Annotated in this window: 14 protein-coding genes; 7 read left to right on the top strand and 7 right to left on the bottom strand. The window is 66.7% G+C overall.

Annotation, left to right across the window (positions count from 1 at the left end; genetic code table 11):
* Nucleotides 1-4 precede the first annotated feature (4 nt).
* Together TQ29_RS07480 and dksA are read right to left on the bottom strand one after the other, a co-directional pair.
* A complete protein-coding gene (locus TQ29_RS07480; protein ID WP_054538651.1) occupies nucleotides 5-1,177 on the bottom strand; it encodes an FAD-dependent monooxygenase in 1,173 nt (390 codons plus the stop codon).
* A gap of 83 nt (nucleotides 1,178-1,260) precedes the next feature.
* The gene (gene dksA, locus TQ29_RS07475; RefSeq protein ID WP_037205536.1) at nucleotides 1,261-1,683 is read right to left on the bottom strand and encodes an RNA polymerase-binding protein DksA; all 423 of its coding nucleotides are present in this window, start codon (nucleotides 1,681-1,683) and stop codon (nucleotides 1,261-1,263) included.
* Between the two features lie 179 nt (nucleotides 1,684-1,862).
* On the opposite strand from dksA, the gene TQ29_RS07470 reads away from it, so the two are divergent.
* The 6 genes from TQ29_RS07470 (at nucleotide 1,863) to TQ29_RS07450 (ending at nucleotide 6,744) form a co-directional block, all read left to right on the top strand.
* On the top strand, nucleotides 1,863-2,702 hold the full coding sequence (locus tag TQ29_RS07470; protein ID WP_037205533.1) for a MoxR family ATPase: 840 nt from the start codon (nucleotides 1,863-1,865) through the stop codon (nucleotides 2,700-2,702).
* Nucleotides 2,703-2,811: 109 nt separating this feature from the next.
* Complete coding sequence (locus TQ29_RS07465; RefSeq protein WP_054538650.1) at nucleotides 2,812-3,258, top strand: GNAT family N-acetyltransferase; 447 nt, start codon at nucleotides 2,812-2,814, stop codon at nucleotides 3,256-3,258.
* Between the two features lie 4 nt (nucleotides 3,259-3,262).
* Nucleotides 3,263-4,627 (top strand): DUF2927 domain-containing protein, encoded by a 1,365-nt coding sequence (locus tag TQ29_RS07460; RefSeq protein WP_157445545.1) that lies wholly within the window; start codon nucleotides 3,263-3,265, stop codon nucleotides 4,625-4,627.
* Nucleotides 4,624-4,788 carry a hypothetical protein gene (locus tag TQ29_RS20935; RefSeq protein ID WP_173585957.1) on the top strand — a complete coding sequence of 55 codons (165 nt, stop codon included), beginning with the start codon at nucleotides 4,624-4,626 and terminating at the stop codon, nucleotides 4,786-4,788. The genes TQ29_RS07460 and TQ29_RS20935 overlap by 4 nt, the downstream gene beginning before the upstream one ends.
* A 5-nt stretch (nucleotides 4,789-4,793) precedes the next feature.
* Nucleotides 4,794-5,978 carry a VWA domain-containing protein gene (locus TQ29_RS07455; RefSeq protein ID WP_054538649.1) on the top strand — a complete coding sequence of 395 codons (1,185 nt, stop codon included), beginning with the start codon at nucleotides 4,794-4,796 and terminating at the stop codon, nucleotides 5,976-5,978.
* Nucleotides 5,979-6,048: 70 nt separating this feature from the next.
* Complete coding sequence (locus TQ29_RS07450) at nucleotides 6,049-6,744, top strand: M48 family metallopeptidase (RefSeq protein ID WP_054538648.1); 696 nt, start codon at nucleotides 6,049-6,051, stop codon at nucleotides 6,742-6,744.
* A 45-nt stretch (nucleotides 6,745-6,789) separates the two neighbouring features.
* Here TQ29_RS07450 and TQ29_RS07445 read toward each other — a convergent pair whose 3' ends face one another.
* From TQ29_RS07445 to TQ29_RS07435, 3 genes are all read right to left on the bottom strand, one after another.
* Entirely contained in the window at nucleotides 6,790-7,332 is a 543-nt protein-coding gene (locus TQ29_RS07445; RefSeq protein ID WP_054538647.1) for an RSP_2648 family PIN domain-containing protein, read from the bottom strand.
* Nucleotides 7,329-8,528, bottom strand: coding sequence for an RSP_2647 family RNA methyltransferase (locus tag TQ29_RS07440; RefSeq protein ID WP_054538646.1), 1,200 nt, complete (start codon nucleotides 8,526-8,528; stop codon nucleotides 7,329-7,331). The genes TQ29_RS07445 and TQ29_RS07440 overlap by 4 nt, the downstream gene beginning before the upstream one ends.
* Before the next feature lie 110 nt (nucleotides 8,529-8,638).
* The gene (locus TQ29_RS07435) at nucleotides 8,639-9,319 is read right to left on the bottom strand and encodes a DUF6778 family protein (protein WP_235974465.1); all 681 of its coding nucleotides are present in this window, start codon (nucleotides 9,317-9,319) and stop codon (nucleotides 8,639-8,641) included.
* A 307-nt stretch (nucleotides 9,320-9,626) separates the two neighbouring features.
* Between TQ29_RS07435 and edd the strand changes: the two genes are divergently transcribed.
* Nucleotides 9,627-11,432 (top strand): phosphogluconate dehydratase, encoded by a 1,806-nt coding sequence (gene edd, locus TQ29_RS07430; protein ID WP_054538645.1) that lies wholly within the window; start codon nucleotides 9,627-9,629, stop codon nucleotides 11,430-11,432.
* 191 nt (nucleotides 11,433-11,623) lie between these two features.
* On the opposite strand, the gene der is transcribed toward edd, so the two are convergent.
* Both der and TQ29_RS07420 read right to left on the bottom strand, forming a co-directional pair.
* A complete protein-coding gene (der, locus tag TQ29_RS07425; protein WP_054538644.1) occupies nucleotides 11,624-13,084 on the bottom strand; it encodes a ribosome biogenesis GTPase Der in 1,461 nt (486 codons plus the stop codon).
* Nucleotides 13,085-13,132: 48 nt separating this feature from the next.
* Complete coding sequence (locus tag TQ29_RS07420) at nucleotides 13,133-14,461, bottom strand: PQQ-binding-like beta-propeller repeat protein (protein WP_054538643.1); 1,329 nt, start codon at nucleotides 14,459-14,461, stop codon at nucleotides 13,133-13,135.
* Between the last annotated feature and the right edge of the window lie 46 nt (nucleotides 14,462-14,507).

Raw genomic sequence — 14,507 nt, 5'->3', positions numbered from 1 at the left:
GCCGTCAGGCAAAGGCGCGGGTGACGTCATGCCGGTAGAGCCAGTCGAACCGGCCCAGCATCGCCGCCGGCGCAAGCGCCCCGCCCAGCCGCAGCGCGCCATGCGCCGCCAGACGCAGCGGCGCGAAGCGCAGGTGATAGTTGCGCGCATTGCGCGACGCGGCGTCAACGATCCGCACGCAGCGGTCGCGCCGGGCGGTCTGATAGGCGGCAAGCCCGGCCTCGATACTGTCATGCCCGCCCAGCGCCGCCGCCAGAACCCAGGCATCCTCCAGCGCCATGTTCGCGCCCTGCGCCAGAAAGGGCAGCGTCGGATGCGCCGCATCGCCCAGCACGGCCGCCTGCCCCCTGTGCCAGTGCCGCGCCACCGGATGGCGGAACAGGCCCCACAGATGCACCTCATCGACCCGCGCCAGCAGCGTCCGCACCTCTGGCGCGAAACCGGCAAAGGCGGCGCGCAGATGCGCCGGATCATCGGTGTGCGACCAGCCTTCATCGGCCCAGGCGCGGCGTTCCTCGACGGCGACGATGTTGATCATCGTGCCGCCCCGCAGCGGGTAGCAGACAAGGTGCCGGCCCGGCCCCATGTAAACGGTGACCCGCGGCGCGGCGGCACCCTCGGCCGGCACAGTGGCGCGCCAGGCCACCTGCCCGGTGAATGCGGGCGGCGCGGGCGGGTTCAGCACGCCGCGCAACACCGAATGCAGCCCATCGGCCCCGATCACCACATCAGCGGCAAAGCGCGCGCCCTGCTCATTGGTCAGTTTTGCGCCGGCTTCGCCCAGCGTGACATCGGTGATGTTCTGAAGAAGCCGGATCTCGACCCCGGCCGCGCGCGCGGCATCGGCCAGCATGGATTGAAGATCGGCCCGGTGAACGAACAGGTAGCGGCCCCCGGCGCGGGTCAGGTCCAGCTCCAGAACCTTGCGGCCCGCGCGGAAATCCCGCAGACAGACCGCCTGCCCCCGCACCCCGATCCGGCCCAGCGCATCGCCCAGCCCCAGCGCGTTCAGAACCGCCCCGCCGTTCGGGCTGATCTGAAGCCCTGCGCCGATTTCGCGAATGGCGGACGCCTGTTCCAGCACCGTGACCCGCGCGCCGCGCCGGGCCAGCGCGGTGGCCGCGGCCAGCCCGCCGATACCCGCCCCGATCACGGTAACCCTGCGCCCGATCAGCATCGTGCCTTCCTTAACGCAACACCGGGGCGCAGGGCCCCGGTGCGTTGCTTCCGGTGTGTATCCTTCAGTCCCGGTCGCGGGACTCAGTCGTCGCGGTGCACCTTCTCGCGCCGCTCGTGCCGCTCCTGCGCCTCGAGGCTCAGCGTGGTCGTGGGCCGGGCGTCCAGCCGCTTGAGAGAGATCGGTTCGCCGGTTTCCTGGCAATATCCGTATTCGCCCTCTTCGATCCGGCGCAGCGCCCCGTCGATCTTGGCCACCAGCTTGCGCTGACGGTCGCGGATCCGCAATTCCAGCGCCCGGTCGGTTTCTTCGCTGGCCCGGTCGGCAATGTCTGGGATGTTTCTGGTGCCGTCCTGCAGCCCTTCGATGGTGGACTTGCTTTCGTCCATCAACTCGGCTTTCAGGGTCAGCAGCTTGCGGCGAAAATACTCAAGCTGGCGTTCGTTCATGAACGGCTCGTCTTCCGCGGGCCGGTAATCCTCGGGCAAGAAAACTTCGGCTTTCATACCTGCTCCTTCTCGCTCGCCGGGCCCGAATGTCGTCGTAACGTCAGTCACCCGGCTCTCCTGCGGCAGGCTTTATCCGAATGCGGAATGGTTGTCACTAGCTTATAGTCCGGCTTTAAGGCTTTTTGAAGTCTTGCTATGACTGTCTGAATTCGAGGCGCTAGGGGCATGGAAAACCGATGAAATTTGCATCGACAGAATCATACGTGGCAACCGAAGATCTTTCCGTGGCGGTGAACGCCGCCGTGGCGCTGGAACGTCCGCTGCTGGTCAAGGGCGAACCGGGCACCGGCAAGACGGAGCTGGCGCGCCAGGTGGCCGCCAGCCTGGACCTGCCGATGATCGAATGGCACATCAAATCCACCACCCGTGCCGCGCAGGGCCTTTATGAGTATGACGCGGTCAGCCGGCTGCGCGACAGCCAGCTTGGCGACGAGCGTGTGCATGACGTGAAAAACTACATCCGCCAGGGCAAGCTGTGGCAGGCCTTTGCCGCGCCGCACAAGACCGTTCTGCTGATCGACGAGATCGACAAGGCCGACATCGAGTTCCCCAATGACCTGCTGCAGGAACTCGACCGGATGGAGTTTCACGTCTACGAAACCGGCGAGACGATCCGCGCCGAAACGCGGCCCATCGTGATCATCACCTCGAACAACGAAAAGGAACTGCCCGACGCCTTCCTGCGGCGCTGCTTCTTTCACTACATCCGCTTCCCGGACATGGAGGTGATGAAGAAGATCGTCGATGTGCATCACCCCGGCCTGAAGCCCCAGCTTCTGACCGCGGCGCTGACCCAGTTCTACGAGATCCGCGAGACGCCGGGGCTCAAGAAAAAGCCCTCCACCTCGGAAGTGCTGGACTGGCTGAAGCTGCTTCTGGCCGAGGATCTGAGCGCCGAAGACCTCAAGCGTGACGCCACCAACGCCCTGCCGAAGCTTTACGGCGCGCTGCTGAAGAACGAGCAGGACGTGCAGCTTTTCGAGCGGCTGGCCTTCATGGCCCGGCGGCAGCGCTGACATGCCATGGATTTGCCGCTTTACTGCCATCGGGAAACACAACAGCTTTCCAATAAGGGTGGGCCGGTTCTATCCTGCGTTGAAATGACTGAAAGATGAGCGCCCCGACGTGCCCGACCTGATCATCCGCCCACTGACCGCCGGCGACGAAGAAGACTGGCGCCGCCTGTGGGGGGCCTATCTGGCGTTCTACGGCACCACCCTCGCCAAGCCGGTGTATCAGAGCACTTTCGCCCGGCTTCTGGGCGATGATCCACAGGATTTCAGCGGGCTGCTGGCGGTTCGGGGCGGCCGCCCGGTGGGGCTGGTGCATTTCCTGTTTCACCGGCATTGCTGGAAAATCGAAAACACCTGCTATCTGCAGGATCTCTTCGCCGAACCCGCCGCGCGCGGCACCGGCGTGGGCCGCGCGCTGATCGAGGCGGTCTATGCCGCCGCCGACGCGGCCGGCGCGCCCTCGGTCTATTGGCTGACGCAAGACACCAATACCACCGCGCGGCGCCTGTATGACAGGATCGGCACCCTGACACCCTTTATCGAGTATGCACGGAGTTGAGGCCATGAAGTTGCGATTTGCCGTTATGGCCTGCCTGGTGCTGGGTGCGTGCGCCGGAAACCCGCTGACCGAAGTCCCCGAGCGCCGGGTCAACCACGTCGCCCTGCCACCGATGAAATATTTCGCCGCGCCCCAGGTGACGCCCCCGGCGCGGTCGAACCAGGCCATCGCGCGTGATTTCCTGAACCTGACCTTCCGCATGGAAAGCGGCCGCGAAGTGCCGATCCTGACCCGGTTCGAAGAGCCCGTCACCGTTGCCGTCGCCCCGGGCGCGCCGCCGGGCCTGGATCACGATCTCGATGCGCTGCTGGCCCGGTTCCGCCGCGAGGCACGCATCGACATTCGCCGCACCGCCCCCGGGCAGCCCGGAAACATCATGATCGAGACCCTGCCCCGCGCCGACCTGCAGCGGCTTGTGCCGCAAGCCGCCTGTTTCGTCGTGCCGCGCGTCTCGGGCTGGGCCGAGTACCGGCGCCTGCGCCGCACCCGCGCGGTGGATTGGGCTACGCTGAAGAAACGCGAAACCGTCGCGGTGTTCCTGCCCTCGGACGTCAGCCCGCAAGAGGTGCGCGACTGTCTGCATGAAGAGCTGGCGCAGGCGCTCGGCCCGCTCAATGATCTCTACAGCCTGCCCGACAGCATCTTCAACGATGATAACTTCCACACCGTCCTGACCGGGTTCGACATGCTGATCCTGCGCGCCTATTACGCGCCCGAACTGCAGAACGGCATGACCGAGGAACAGGTCGCGGCCCGCCTGCCCGCGCTGCTGGCGCGCCTGAACCCGCATGGCGAACATGTGCGCGACGTCCGGCTTGCCCCCACCCCGCGCACCTGGATCGACGCCATCGAAACCGCGCTCGGCCCCGGCACATCGGGCTCGCGCAGGCTGGCGGCGGCGAAACAGGCGGTCATCATCGCGCGCGGCTTCGGGCCCGACGATACCCGCCTCGCCTTCAGCCTGTTCGCCCTTGGCCGGCTGAGCCTGGCAACCGATGCCGAAACCGCCCTGACCGCCTTCCTGCAGGCGGGCCATATCTACGGCGCCTCGCCCGTCACCGCCGTACAGGAGGCGCATGTGGGCATGCATCTGGCCGCGTTCTCGCTGTCGGCCGGTCAGCCCGAAGCGGCGCTGAGCATCGTCAACGCCCACCTGCCGCCCGTCGTCGCCTCCCAGAACGCCGCGCTGCTGGCAACCATGCTGATGATCAAGGCAGAGGCGCTGGATCTTCTGGGCCGCGCCAGCGAGGCGCAGGCGGTCCGGCTCGACAGTCTGGGCTGGGCGCGCTATGGCTTCGGCACGAACAAGGAAGTGCGCGCGCGTCTTCTGGAAATTGCCGCGCTCAGCCCGGGAGGACATCAATCATGATCGTGATTGCGGGGGTAATCATCGGGGTTCTGTGGGGCGCGCTTCTGGCCCGCCGGCGCAAGGGGCGCGGCTTCGACATCGCCCAGTACGCGGTGGGCTTCGGCATCGCCTTCGGCCTTCTGGGCATGATCCTGACCGTCATTCTGGAACGTATGGTGTAGGCGCGATGTTCCTTCCGTTTTTCCAGACCCTGCGCGAGGCCGGAATACCGGTTTCCCTGCGTGAGTATCTGGGCTTTCTGGAAGGGGTGAAGGCAGGCCTCGTCACCTATGACATCGAAGGCTTCTACTACCTCGCCCGCACCGCGATGGTGAAGGACGAGCGCAACCTCGACAGGTTCGACCGCGCCTTCGCCAAAAGCTTCGAAGGGCTCGAACAGATCAGCCTCGACAATGTGCTCGAGGCGGTGAACCTGCCTGCCGACTGGCTGGAAAAGATGGCCGAGAAGCACCTCACCCCCGAGGAACGGGCCGAGATCGAGGCGCTCGGCGGGTTCGACAAGCTGATGGAAACCCTCAAAGAGCGGCTGGCCGAACAGCAGGCCCGGCACCAGGGCGGCAACAAATGGATCGGCACCGCCGGAACCTCGCCCTTCGGCGCCCATGGCTACAACCCCGAAGGCGTGCGCATCGGCCAGGACGAATCCCGCCACCAGCGCGCGGTCAAGGTCTGGGACAAGCGCGAATTCCGCAATCTCGACGATACGATCGAACTGGGCACCCGCAACATCAAGGTGGCGCTGAAACGCCTGCGCCGCTGGGCCCGCGACGGCGCACACCAGGAGCTGGATCTCGACGGCACCATCCGCGCCACCGCCGATCACGGCTATCTCGACGTCCAGACCCGCCCCGAGCGGCGCAACGCGGTCAAGGTGCTGCTGTTCCTCGATGTCGGTGGCTCGATGGACCCTTATATCCGCATGGTGGAAGAGCTGTTCTCCGCCGCCCGCGCCGAGTTCAAGCATCTGGAATATTACTACTTCCACAATTGCCTCTACGAAGGCGTCTGGCGTGACAACCGCCGCCGCTGGGATGCGCAGATCCCCACATGGGAGGTGCTGAACACCTATGGCCCCGACTACAAATGCATTTTCGTGGGCGATGCCTCCATGTCCCCGTACGAGGTCGTCCATCCCGGCGGCGCCAATGAACACTGGAACGCCGAGGCCGGCCAGGTCTGGCTGCAACGCGCCCGGGAAAAATGGCCCGCCAACCTGTGGCTGAACCCGCTGCCCGAAAAGCACTGGCCCTACACCCAGTCGGTGCAGATGATCCGCGATATCTTCGAGCAGCGCATGGTGCCGATGACGCTGGAAGGGATCGAACGCGGAATGAAGGAACTGGGCAAATAATCGCGCGCCCCGCCCAGCCACGGCGCTGCGGGCAATTGCCCCCGGCCCCGCCCGGCCCCATATCCCTATCATGCTGAAGCTGACCCCGATCCTGCTGGCCCTGCTCTACGCGCTCGCGACCTACCGTTTCTCGGTCTGGCGCACCGCGCGCGAGCTTGACGCGCGCTCCAGCGAACTGGCCGATGCACGGCTGCGCGCCCTGATGGCCCAGATGGCCCGGGCGCTCGATCTGCCGCGCATCCGGGTCCATATCTACGAAATCGACCCGGTCAACGGGCTGGCCGCCCCCGACGGGCGCATCTTCATCACCCGCGGCTTCTACGACAAATACCGCGCCGGCCAGGTGACGGCCGAAGAGCTGGCCAGCGTCATCGCGCATGAGATGGGCCATGTCGCCCTGGGCCATTCGCGCCGCCGCATGATCGATTTCTCCGGGCAGAACGCGATGCGCGCCGCTCTGGGCATGATGCTGTCGCGCATCATCCCCGGCCTCGGCATCTACATCGCCAACACGCTTACCTCGCTTCTGGCCGCGCGCCTGTCGCGCCAGGATGAATATGAGGCCGACGCCTATGCCTCGGCCCTGCTGACCAAGGCCGGCATCGGCACCGGCCCGCAGAAAACCCTGTTTCGCAAACTCGAAAGCCTGACCGCCGCGCGCGGCGCCCCGGTACCCGCATGGCTGATGAGCCATCCGAAAACCGCCGAACGCATCCGCGCGATCGAAACGCTCGAAGCCCGGTGGAGCAGTATTCCCACCGCCTGAGCCTTCATCTTTCTGAAAATATCCCCGCCGGAGGCAAGAAATCTGCTACCGGCCCAAGGCCTTGCCCAGCCGGGGCAGGCGCGCGCGCTTCAACAGGGCGCGGGTCTCGAACGCCTCGCCCGACAGGCGCGCCGCCTCTGCCCGCACCGTCTCCACACTGTCCCGAACCGCCTCCGGCGCCGCCTGCCACAGGGTCAGAAGAAACGCATCCGGCCCCTGCCGCTGCACGCCCTCCTCGGCCATGCTCCGCTGGGGAAAGTCGCTGGCGTTGAACGTCAGCAGAATATCCGCCGACCCCGCGATCGCGGCGGCCAGCACATGCACATCGGCCGGGTCAGGCAGCCACAGCCGCGCCTCGTCTCCGGCACGGGGCGTCACCGACGCCTCCGGCCAATGCCGCCGCAGCAGCGCGATTTCCGCCCGCGCCTGCGCCTCGCCGGTGGGGCCGATCTTGCGCGCGGCACGGGCCCATTCCTCCAGAATGCGCTCCGACCACAACGGGGTGAACAGCCCGCGCCGCGCCACCCCAAGCAGGATCTCCCGCAAGACGGTGGGGTAGAGAACGCAGGCGTCCAGCAAAACCTTCATGGCGCCAGGCGAAAGAACAGCGCCTTGAGATAGCCGCTCTCGGCCAGTTGCGGCAGCAACGGATGATCCGGCCCGGCAAACCCGGTGTGGATCAGCTGCGCCCGCCGCCCGCCGCGCCCGATGCCGCGGGCCGATGCGGTGCGAAACGCCGTCAGATCAGCGGCATGCGAACAGGAACAAAGCCCCAGATAGCCGCCGGGCGCCACCAGCGGCGCGGCCAGCCGCGCCACCCGTTCATAGGCACGCAGCCCGGCGTCAAGCGCCTGGCGTGACGGCGCGAAGGCCGGCGGATCGCAGACCACCAGATCGAACTGCGCCCCCTCTTCCGCCAGCCCCGCCATCACGTCGAACGCGTCGCCCTTGCGGGTGTCGAACCGCGCCTCCATCCCCATCTGCGCCGCGCCCTGCCGCGCCAGATCCAGCGCCGGGGCGGATCCGTCCACCGCCAGCGCCTGATCGGCGCCCGCCGCAAGCGCGGCCAGCGAAAAGCCCCCGACATGGGAAAACACATCCAGAACCCGCGCCCCCCGCGCCAGGCGCGCGGCAAAGGCATGGTTCGGGCGCTGGTCGAAAAACAGCCCGGTTTTCTGCCCGCCCAGAAGATCGGCCATATAGGTGGCGCCGTTCATCGCCACCGGCACCGGCTCCGCCACCGCGCCGCGCAGCACAACGGTCTCCTCGCCCAGCCCCTCCAGGCCACGCGCCCGGCCGGTGGCGTTCTTGACGATGGCCGAAACCCCCGTCACCTCCGCCAGCGCCGCCGCCAGCGGGCCGATCAGCACCTCGGCCCAGGCCGCGTTGGGCTGAATCACCGCGACATCGCCGAACCGGTCGATCACCACACCGGGCAACCCGTCCGCCTCGGCATGGATCAGACGGTAATATGGCGCGTCGAACAGGCGTTCGCGCATCTGCTGCGCACGGCTCAGTCGAGCGGCGAACCATGCCTGATCAATCCTGGCACCCGGATCAGGGTCCAGCATCCGGCAAATCAGCTTGGAGCCGTTATTGACCGCGACCACCCCCATGGCCTGCCGCGTGTCATCCTCCAGCACCGCAAGGCTGCCGGGCGGCAACGCCTTGGTGCGGCGGTCGGTCACCAGCTCATTGGCATAGACCCAGGGAAACCCGTGGCGGATGGCGCGGGCATTGGCCTTGGGGCGAAGCCGCACGATGGGAAGAGAGGATTGCGTCATGCGCCTCTCCTAATCGGTTCCGCGGGCGCCGGAAAGAGGCAGAACAGCCGCGCAAACGAAAAGGGAGGCAGGCCCGAAGCCCACCCCCCGTCATGCCAGGCGGCGCGGTCTCAGTTGGCGCTGAGCGCCGAGGTGCGCAGCGGCTCGGCCGGCGCGGGCAGCGAGCGGACGTTGAGTTCCTGCGCGATCAGCGCGGCCAGATGATCGCTGATCCGCACCTTCTGCGTCTGGCCGCGGCTCATCGCCTCCAGCGCGCGGGCGCCGCCATAGGCTTTCAGCGATGTCTCGATCAGGCGCGGCCGCTCGAGCTTCTCGCCGGTCGCGGCATCGCGGACGGTCAGGTAGAAGTGAATGTCATGGGTGCCGCCGATGGTATAGCGGGTCTTTTCGGTCAGCGCGTGAAAACGCGTGATCTGGATGTCCACGATCACCGGCCGGCCCTTGTCATGGCTGGCGGCCCCGCGCGTGGCAGCGTCGAGCACGATCGCCTGAACCTGCTCGTGGCGGTTGCCGAAGGGATCTTCGCGCCAGACGATGTCGGCATTGGGGAAATAGGTGTTGGCCTCGGAAACCTTCAGGGTTTCGGGCACGGTCACGTTGATCTGCGTCACTGCGTAGGGCTCGCTCTGAACCGACAGAACCATGTCGGCCCGCGTTGCCGGCTGTGCGTGCGGCGCGGTTTCCACGCCGGGCGCGGATGTCGTGGCGTTGCGCATCGCCGTGTCCACGGACCCGCAGGCCGAAAGGCCGAGGGCAACGGTCAGTGCCATGATCATACGGGTCGGTTTCATCTTGTTCTCCTATCGGCAACTCTGGGCCGGGCTTGCCGGGCATGCTCTTGCCCTTTTGCTATGGCGCAGCTTTTCGCCCCGGATTGGGGCCAAATTGAGGAAACTTAGCTGCGATTCAGGGGCACCCGCATAAAACCGAAACAATCGGTTGATCAAATCGCGACAACGGCTTCATTTTCTATGCCAATGTGACCTGAGGCGCCCCGTGCAGCCCGGGCGACAAAGCCGCCAATACCGCCCAAGGCTGGACTTGTTACCGCTACCACGTATATCAGGCACTCAGACACGCCATTCAGAAGGAAGCCCGATGACCCTGAACAGCACTGTCGCCCAGGTTACCGACCGGATCATCGCCCGCTCGCGCCCCACCCGCACCGCCTATCTGGAACGGATGGCCCGCGCCGTGGCGGCAGGCCCGGCCCGCAGCCACCTGACCTGCGGCAACCAGGCCCATGCCTATGCCGCGATGGGCTACGACAAGGCCGCGCTGGCCGACGCGCGCGCGCCGAACCTCGGTATCGTCACCGCCTATAACGATATGCTGTCGGCGCATCAGCCGTTCGAAACCTTTCCGGCCCTGATCAAGGACGCGGTGCGCAAGGCGGGCGGCACGGCGCAGGTTGCGGGCGGCGTGCCGGCGATGTGCGACGGGGTCACCCAGGGGCAGACGGGGATGGAACTGTCGCTGTTCTCGCGCGACGTGATCGCGCTGGCCGCCGGCGTGGCGCTTTCGCACAACACCTTCGACGCGGCCGTGTTCTTGGGGGTCTGCGACAAGATCGTGCCCGGGCTGGTAATGGCGGCGGCCAGTTTCGGCCATATCCCGGCGGTGTTCCTGCCCGCCGGCCCGATGACAAGCGGCCTGCCGAATGACGAAAAGGCGAAGGTACGCCAGCAATTCGCAGCGGGCGAGATCGGCCGCGACAAGCTGATGGAGGCCGAAATGGCCAGCTATCACGGGCCGGGCACCTGCACCTTCTACGGCACCGCGAATTCCAACCAGATGCTGATGGAATTCATGGGGCTGCACCTGCCCGGCGCCAGTTTCGTGAACCCGAACACGCCGCTGCGCGATGCCCTGACGGCCGCCGGGGCCGAACGCGCGATCGCGATCACCGCGCTTGGCAACGATTTCCGCCCGGCCAGCCAGGTGCTCGACGAAAAAGCCTTCGTGAACGGCATCGTCGGGCTGATGGCCACGGGCGGCTCCACCAATCTGGTGCTGCACCTGCCCGCGATGGCCCGCGCCGCCGGGATCATCCTCGACATCGACGATTTCGCCGCGCTCTCGGCGGTGACGCCACTGATGGCCAAGGTCTATCCCAACGGGCTGGCCGATGTGAACCATTTCCACGCCGCCGGCGGCCTGGGCTTCATGATCGGCGAATTGCTGGACGCAGGGCTGCTGCACCCCGACACCGTCACAGTGGCGGGCGACGGCCTGGCGCATTACACCAAAGAGCCGAAACTGCAGGGCGACCATGTCGAATGGCACGATGGCACGGGCAAGAGCCTGAACGACAAGATCCTGCGCCCTGCCCATGACGCGTTCCAACCCTCGGGCGGGCTGAAAAGCCTGGAGGGCAACCTCGGGCGCGGGGTGATCAAAACCTCCGCCGTGGCTCCCGAACGGCATGTGATCGAGGCCAAGGCCCGCGTTTTCCACGATCAGGAAGACGTGAAAGCCGCATTCCGGGCCGGCGAATTTACCGAAGACACCGTCGTCATCGTGCGGTTTCAGGGGCCGCGCGCCAATGGCATGCCCGAACTGCATTCCCTGACCCCCACCCTCGCGGTGCTGCAGGACCGGGGGCTGAAAGTGGCGCTGGTCACCGACGGGCGCATGTCGGGCGCAAGCGGCAAGGTGCCCGCCGCCATCCATGTCTGCCCCGAGGCGGCCATGGGCGGGCCGCTGGCAAAACTCCGCGACGGCGATCTTGTGCGGCTGGACGCGGGTGCCGGCACCCTTGAAGTGTTGGAAGACGGCTTCGAAATCCGCGCGCCCGTCACCGCCGATCTGTCGGCCAACGGCCAGGGCCTGGGCCGCGAGCTGTTCGAGGTATTCCGCCAGAACGTGGGGCTGGCCACCGAAGGCGCGGCGACCGTCGTATGAGATCATCCGCGCGCCTGCGGCGCAAGATATCCGCTTATTGGGGCTCTGCCCCAAACCCCGGGATATTTATCCCAAAGCAACGGAACAAGCCTGTGCCCTGTGATTGCTTTGGGCAAAATATCCCCGCCGGAGGCACCTGAACCTCTTTCCGCAGGAAAGACGTGAGGCGGCAATCCTGCGCCGCAGGCGCGCTATTCCGAATGGGGTTTCTTATCCAGATGCTTGCGCAGCCGCGACGGGGTCGACTTTTTCTTGCCCTTGTAGGGGTTCTTGTCGGCCTGAGACCGGAGCGTCAGGCGAATCGGCGTGCCGGGCATGTCGAATGTTTCCCGCAGCCCGTTCACCAGATACCGGCGATAGCTTTCCGGCAGCTTTTCAGGGTGTGAGCACATCACCACAAACCCCGGCGGGCGGGTCTTCACCTGGGTCATGTAGCGCATCTTGATCCGCTTGCCGCCGGGGGCGGGCGGCGGGTGCACCTCGAGCATTCCGGCCAGCCAGCGGTTCAGTTGCGCCGTGGTGACCCGGCGGTTCCAGACCTCGTGCGCCTTCAGCACCGCGCCGTGCAGCCGATCGAGCCCCCGGCCTGTCTTGGCCGATACGGTGACCAGCGGCGCGCCCTTGAGCTGTGGCAGAAGCCGCGCGAATTCCTCGCGCAGTTCTTTCAGCTTCTCCTGCTTTTCGGTCTCGAGATCCCATTTGTTGACGGCGATGACCACCGCGCGCCCCTCACGCTCTGCCAGGTCGGCGATGCGCAGGTCCTGCTGTTCGAACGGGATGTCGACATCCAGAAGCACCACCACGACCTCGGCGAATTTCACCGCGCGCAACCCGTCGGAAACCGACAGTTTTTCCAGCTTGTCCTGTACCTTGGCACGTTTGCGCATTCCGGCCGTGTCGAAGATGCGGATCGGGGTGCCGTCCCATTCGGCCCGCAGCGAAATCGCATCACGGGTGATCCCGGCCTCGGGTCCGGTCAGAAGCCGGTCTTCCCCGATGATCGCGTTGATCAGCGTCGATTTCCCGGCATTCGGGCGGCCCACCACGGCCACCTGCAGCGGCCGCGCGGCGGTGGGCACACGGGCGCCATCCTCCATATCGTCGTCTTCGACATCCACGTCGGTTTCGGGGGTATCGCCCGCGGCGCGTTCGGCGAATTCATCGGCCAGCGGCGCCAGCACGGCATAGAGCTCGTTCATCCCTTCGCCATGTTCGGCCGAAAGCCGGATCGGCTCTCCCAGACCCAGCGCATAGGCCTCCAGCACGCCAGCATCGGCGGCGGCGCCTTCGGCCTTGTTGGCCGCAAGGATCACATGGGCGGATTTCTTGCGCAGAATCTCGGCGAAGACCTCGTCGGCGGGCAGCACGCCGGCGCGCGCGTCGATCATGAACAGGCAGATATCGGCCATTTCCACGGCGCGCTCGGTCAGCTTGCGCATCCGGCCCTGAAGGCTTTCGTCGGTGGCTTCCTCCAGGCCGGCTGTGTCGATCACCGTGAACCGCAGGTCGGCCAGGCGCGCCTCGCCCTCGCGCAGGTCGCGGGTGACGCCAGGCTGATCGTCGACCAGCGCCAGGCGCTTGCCGACCAAACGGTTGAACAGCGTGGATTTGCCCACATTCGGGCGGCCCACAATGGCCAGGGTAAAGCTCATATCAAGCTCCGAAACGATTCCAAGCCGCCCGCCTACACCATTCCGGCGTCAGCGGAAAGCGTGGAGTTGCCCGTTCGACGTGACCACATAGAGCGTTCCGCCCGCCACGACCGGATCGGCCGCCGCCCCGCCGGGCAGCGCAAGCTGGCCCAGCAGCGCGCCATCCTGCGGCGCGAAGAACCGGATGAGACCGTCATCCGAGGCCACGATCAGCCGCCCGCCCGCCAGCACCGGGCCAAAATGCGCGAAGACGGACTTGTGCTTTTTCGGAGCGTCAGCGGTGTAATAGGGCAGATCGACGGCCCAGATCCGCGCGCCTGTGGCCGCGTCCAGCCGGACAAGCTGGGCCTGATCGGAGACCAGAAAGACAGAGCCGCCGGCGGGCCAGACGGGGCTGTAGGTGCCCTCTTCCGCCGTCCACAGCCGCTCGCCCGAGTTGGCTGACAAGGCCACGGTGCGGCCCGAGGGGTTGCCGGCATAGATCACGTCACCGTCCACCACCGGATCGCCGCTGATATCGGTGACCGTGGCATAGACCCGGCCGCGCCGCTGCCCGGAAATCGAAGAGGCCCAGACCTGCAGGCCGCTCTTGCGCAGTGTCGCCACCAGTTCGGCCGAGCCGGAGGGGAAGACCGCCAGCCGCTCGGTGACGGCCGGGGCGGCCCCCCCGACCAGACCAGAGGGCGACGGCGTGCCCGGAAGCTGCCATTGCACGCGCCCGTCGGCGGCGCGGATGGCCCAGGCGCGGTTATCGCGCGACACCAGATAAACCAGCCCGTCGTGATAGGTGGGCGCGCCGGAAATGGCGGCGTCGGTCTTTTGTGTCCACAGCGGCGCGCCCGTCGCCGGGTCGAGCGCCACCAGCGTGCCGAAGCCGGTGGTGGCGAACAGCCGCCCGTCGCCATAGGCCAGCCCGCCGCCGGTGGCATCCTCGTTGCGTTCCAGCGCCGGTGTAAGATCGGCCGTCCAGAGCGTTGCACCGTCGGGGCCATGCGCCATCACATGGCTTTGCGCGTCCAGCGTGAAGACGCGCCCCCCCGCGACCACGGGCGCCGCCGTGATGCGGTGTTTGCGGTCTTCGCCGGCACCGATCGCGGCGCTCCACTGCAAGGTCGGCGCAGAGCCAAGCGCGGGGTGGCCTGCGTTATGGGCGGCGTTGCCGCGGGTCTGCGTCCACTCTGCCTGGGTCACCTGCGCGGGCAGTGAAATCGGGCGCGTAAGCTCGGCGGATGCCGCTGCCGCCCCATCCGCCTCGGGGGTGCCGAGAAGGGCTTCGCGCACGCCCAGACGCTCGCCCTGCAAAATCGTTTCACCGCCGGTGCATCCGGCAAGACCCGCGAGAAGAATAAGACCGCCGATCGCGTAAGTTGTTTTCATTGCCCCGTGCCCCTCCGTTTGCCCGGCATATGCCCGGCCCGCCGCC

Source organism: Actibacterium sp. EMB200-NS6 (genome assembly GCF_001305615.1).
Classification (GTDB): domain Bacteria; phylum Pseudomonadota; class Alphaproteobacteria; order Rhodobacterales; family Rhodobacteraceae; genus Actibacterium_A; species Actibacterium_A naphthalenivorans.
The sequence above is the reverse complement of the archived record's forward strand: the minus strand, read 5'-3'. Positions and strand labels throughout refer to the sequence as shown.

Excerpts from the sequence above, each read along its gene's own strand:
- TQ29_RS07420 (WP_054538643.1), bottom strand. The coding sequence starts at position 14,461 with ATGAAAACAACTTACGCGATCGGCGGTCTTATTCTTCTCGCGGGTCTT.
- TQ29_RS07480 (WP_054538651.1), bottom strand. The coding sequence starts at position 1,177 with ATGCTGATCGGGCGCAGGGTTACCGTGATCGGGGCGGGTATCGGCGGG.
- TQ29_RS20935 (WP_173585957.1), top strand. The coding sequence starts at position 4,624 with ATGATCGTGATTGCGGGGGTAATCATCGGGGTTCTGTGGGGCGCGCTT.
- TQ29_RS07460 (WP_157445545.1), top strand. The coding sequence starts at position 3,263 with ATGAAGTTGCGATTTGCCGTTATGGCCTGCCTGGTGCTGGGTGCGTGC.
- TQ29_RS07450 (WP_054538648.1), top strand. The coding sequence starts at position 6,049 with ATGCTGAAGCTGACCCCGATCCTGCTGGCCCTGCTCTACGCGCTCGCG.
- TQ29_RS07445 (WP_054538647.1), bottom strand. The coding sequence starts at position 7,332 with ATGAAGGTTTTGCTGGACGCCTGCGTTCTCTACCCCACCGTCTTGCGG.
- der (WP_054538644.1), bottom strand. The coding sequence starts at position 13,084 with ATGAGCTTTACCCTGGCCATTGTGGGCCGCCCGAATGTGGGCAAATCC.
- TQ29_RS07455 (WP_054538649.1), top strand. The coding sequence starts at position 4,794 with ATGTTCCTTCCGTTTTTCCAGACCCTGCGCGAGGCCGGAATACCGGTT.
- TQ29_RS07440 (WP_054538646.1), bottom strand. The coding sequence starts at position 8,528 with ATGACGCAATCCTCTCTTCCCATCGTGCGGCTTCGCCCCAAGGCCAAT.
- edd (WP_054538645.1), top strand. The coding sequence starts at position 9,627 with ATGACCCTGAACAGCACTGTCGCCCAGGTTACCGACCGGATCATCGCC.
- TQ29_RS07470 (WP_037205533.1), top strand. The coding sequence starts at position 1,863 with ATGAAATTTGCATCGACAGAATCATACGTGGCAACCGAAGATCTTTCC.
- TQ29_RS07435 (WP_235974465.1), bottom strand. The coding sequence starts at position 9,319 with ATGAAACCGACCCGTATGATCATGGCACTGACCGTTGCCCTCGGCCTT.
- dksA (WP_037205536.1), bottom strand. The coding sequence starts at position 1,683 with ATGAAAGCCGAAGTTTTCTTGCCCGAGGATTACCGGCCCGCGGAAGAC.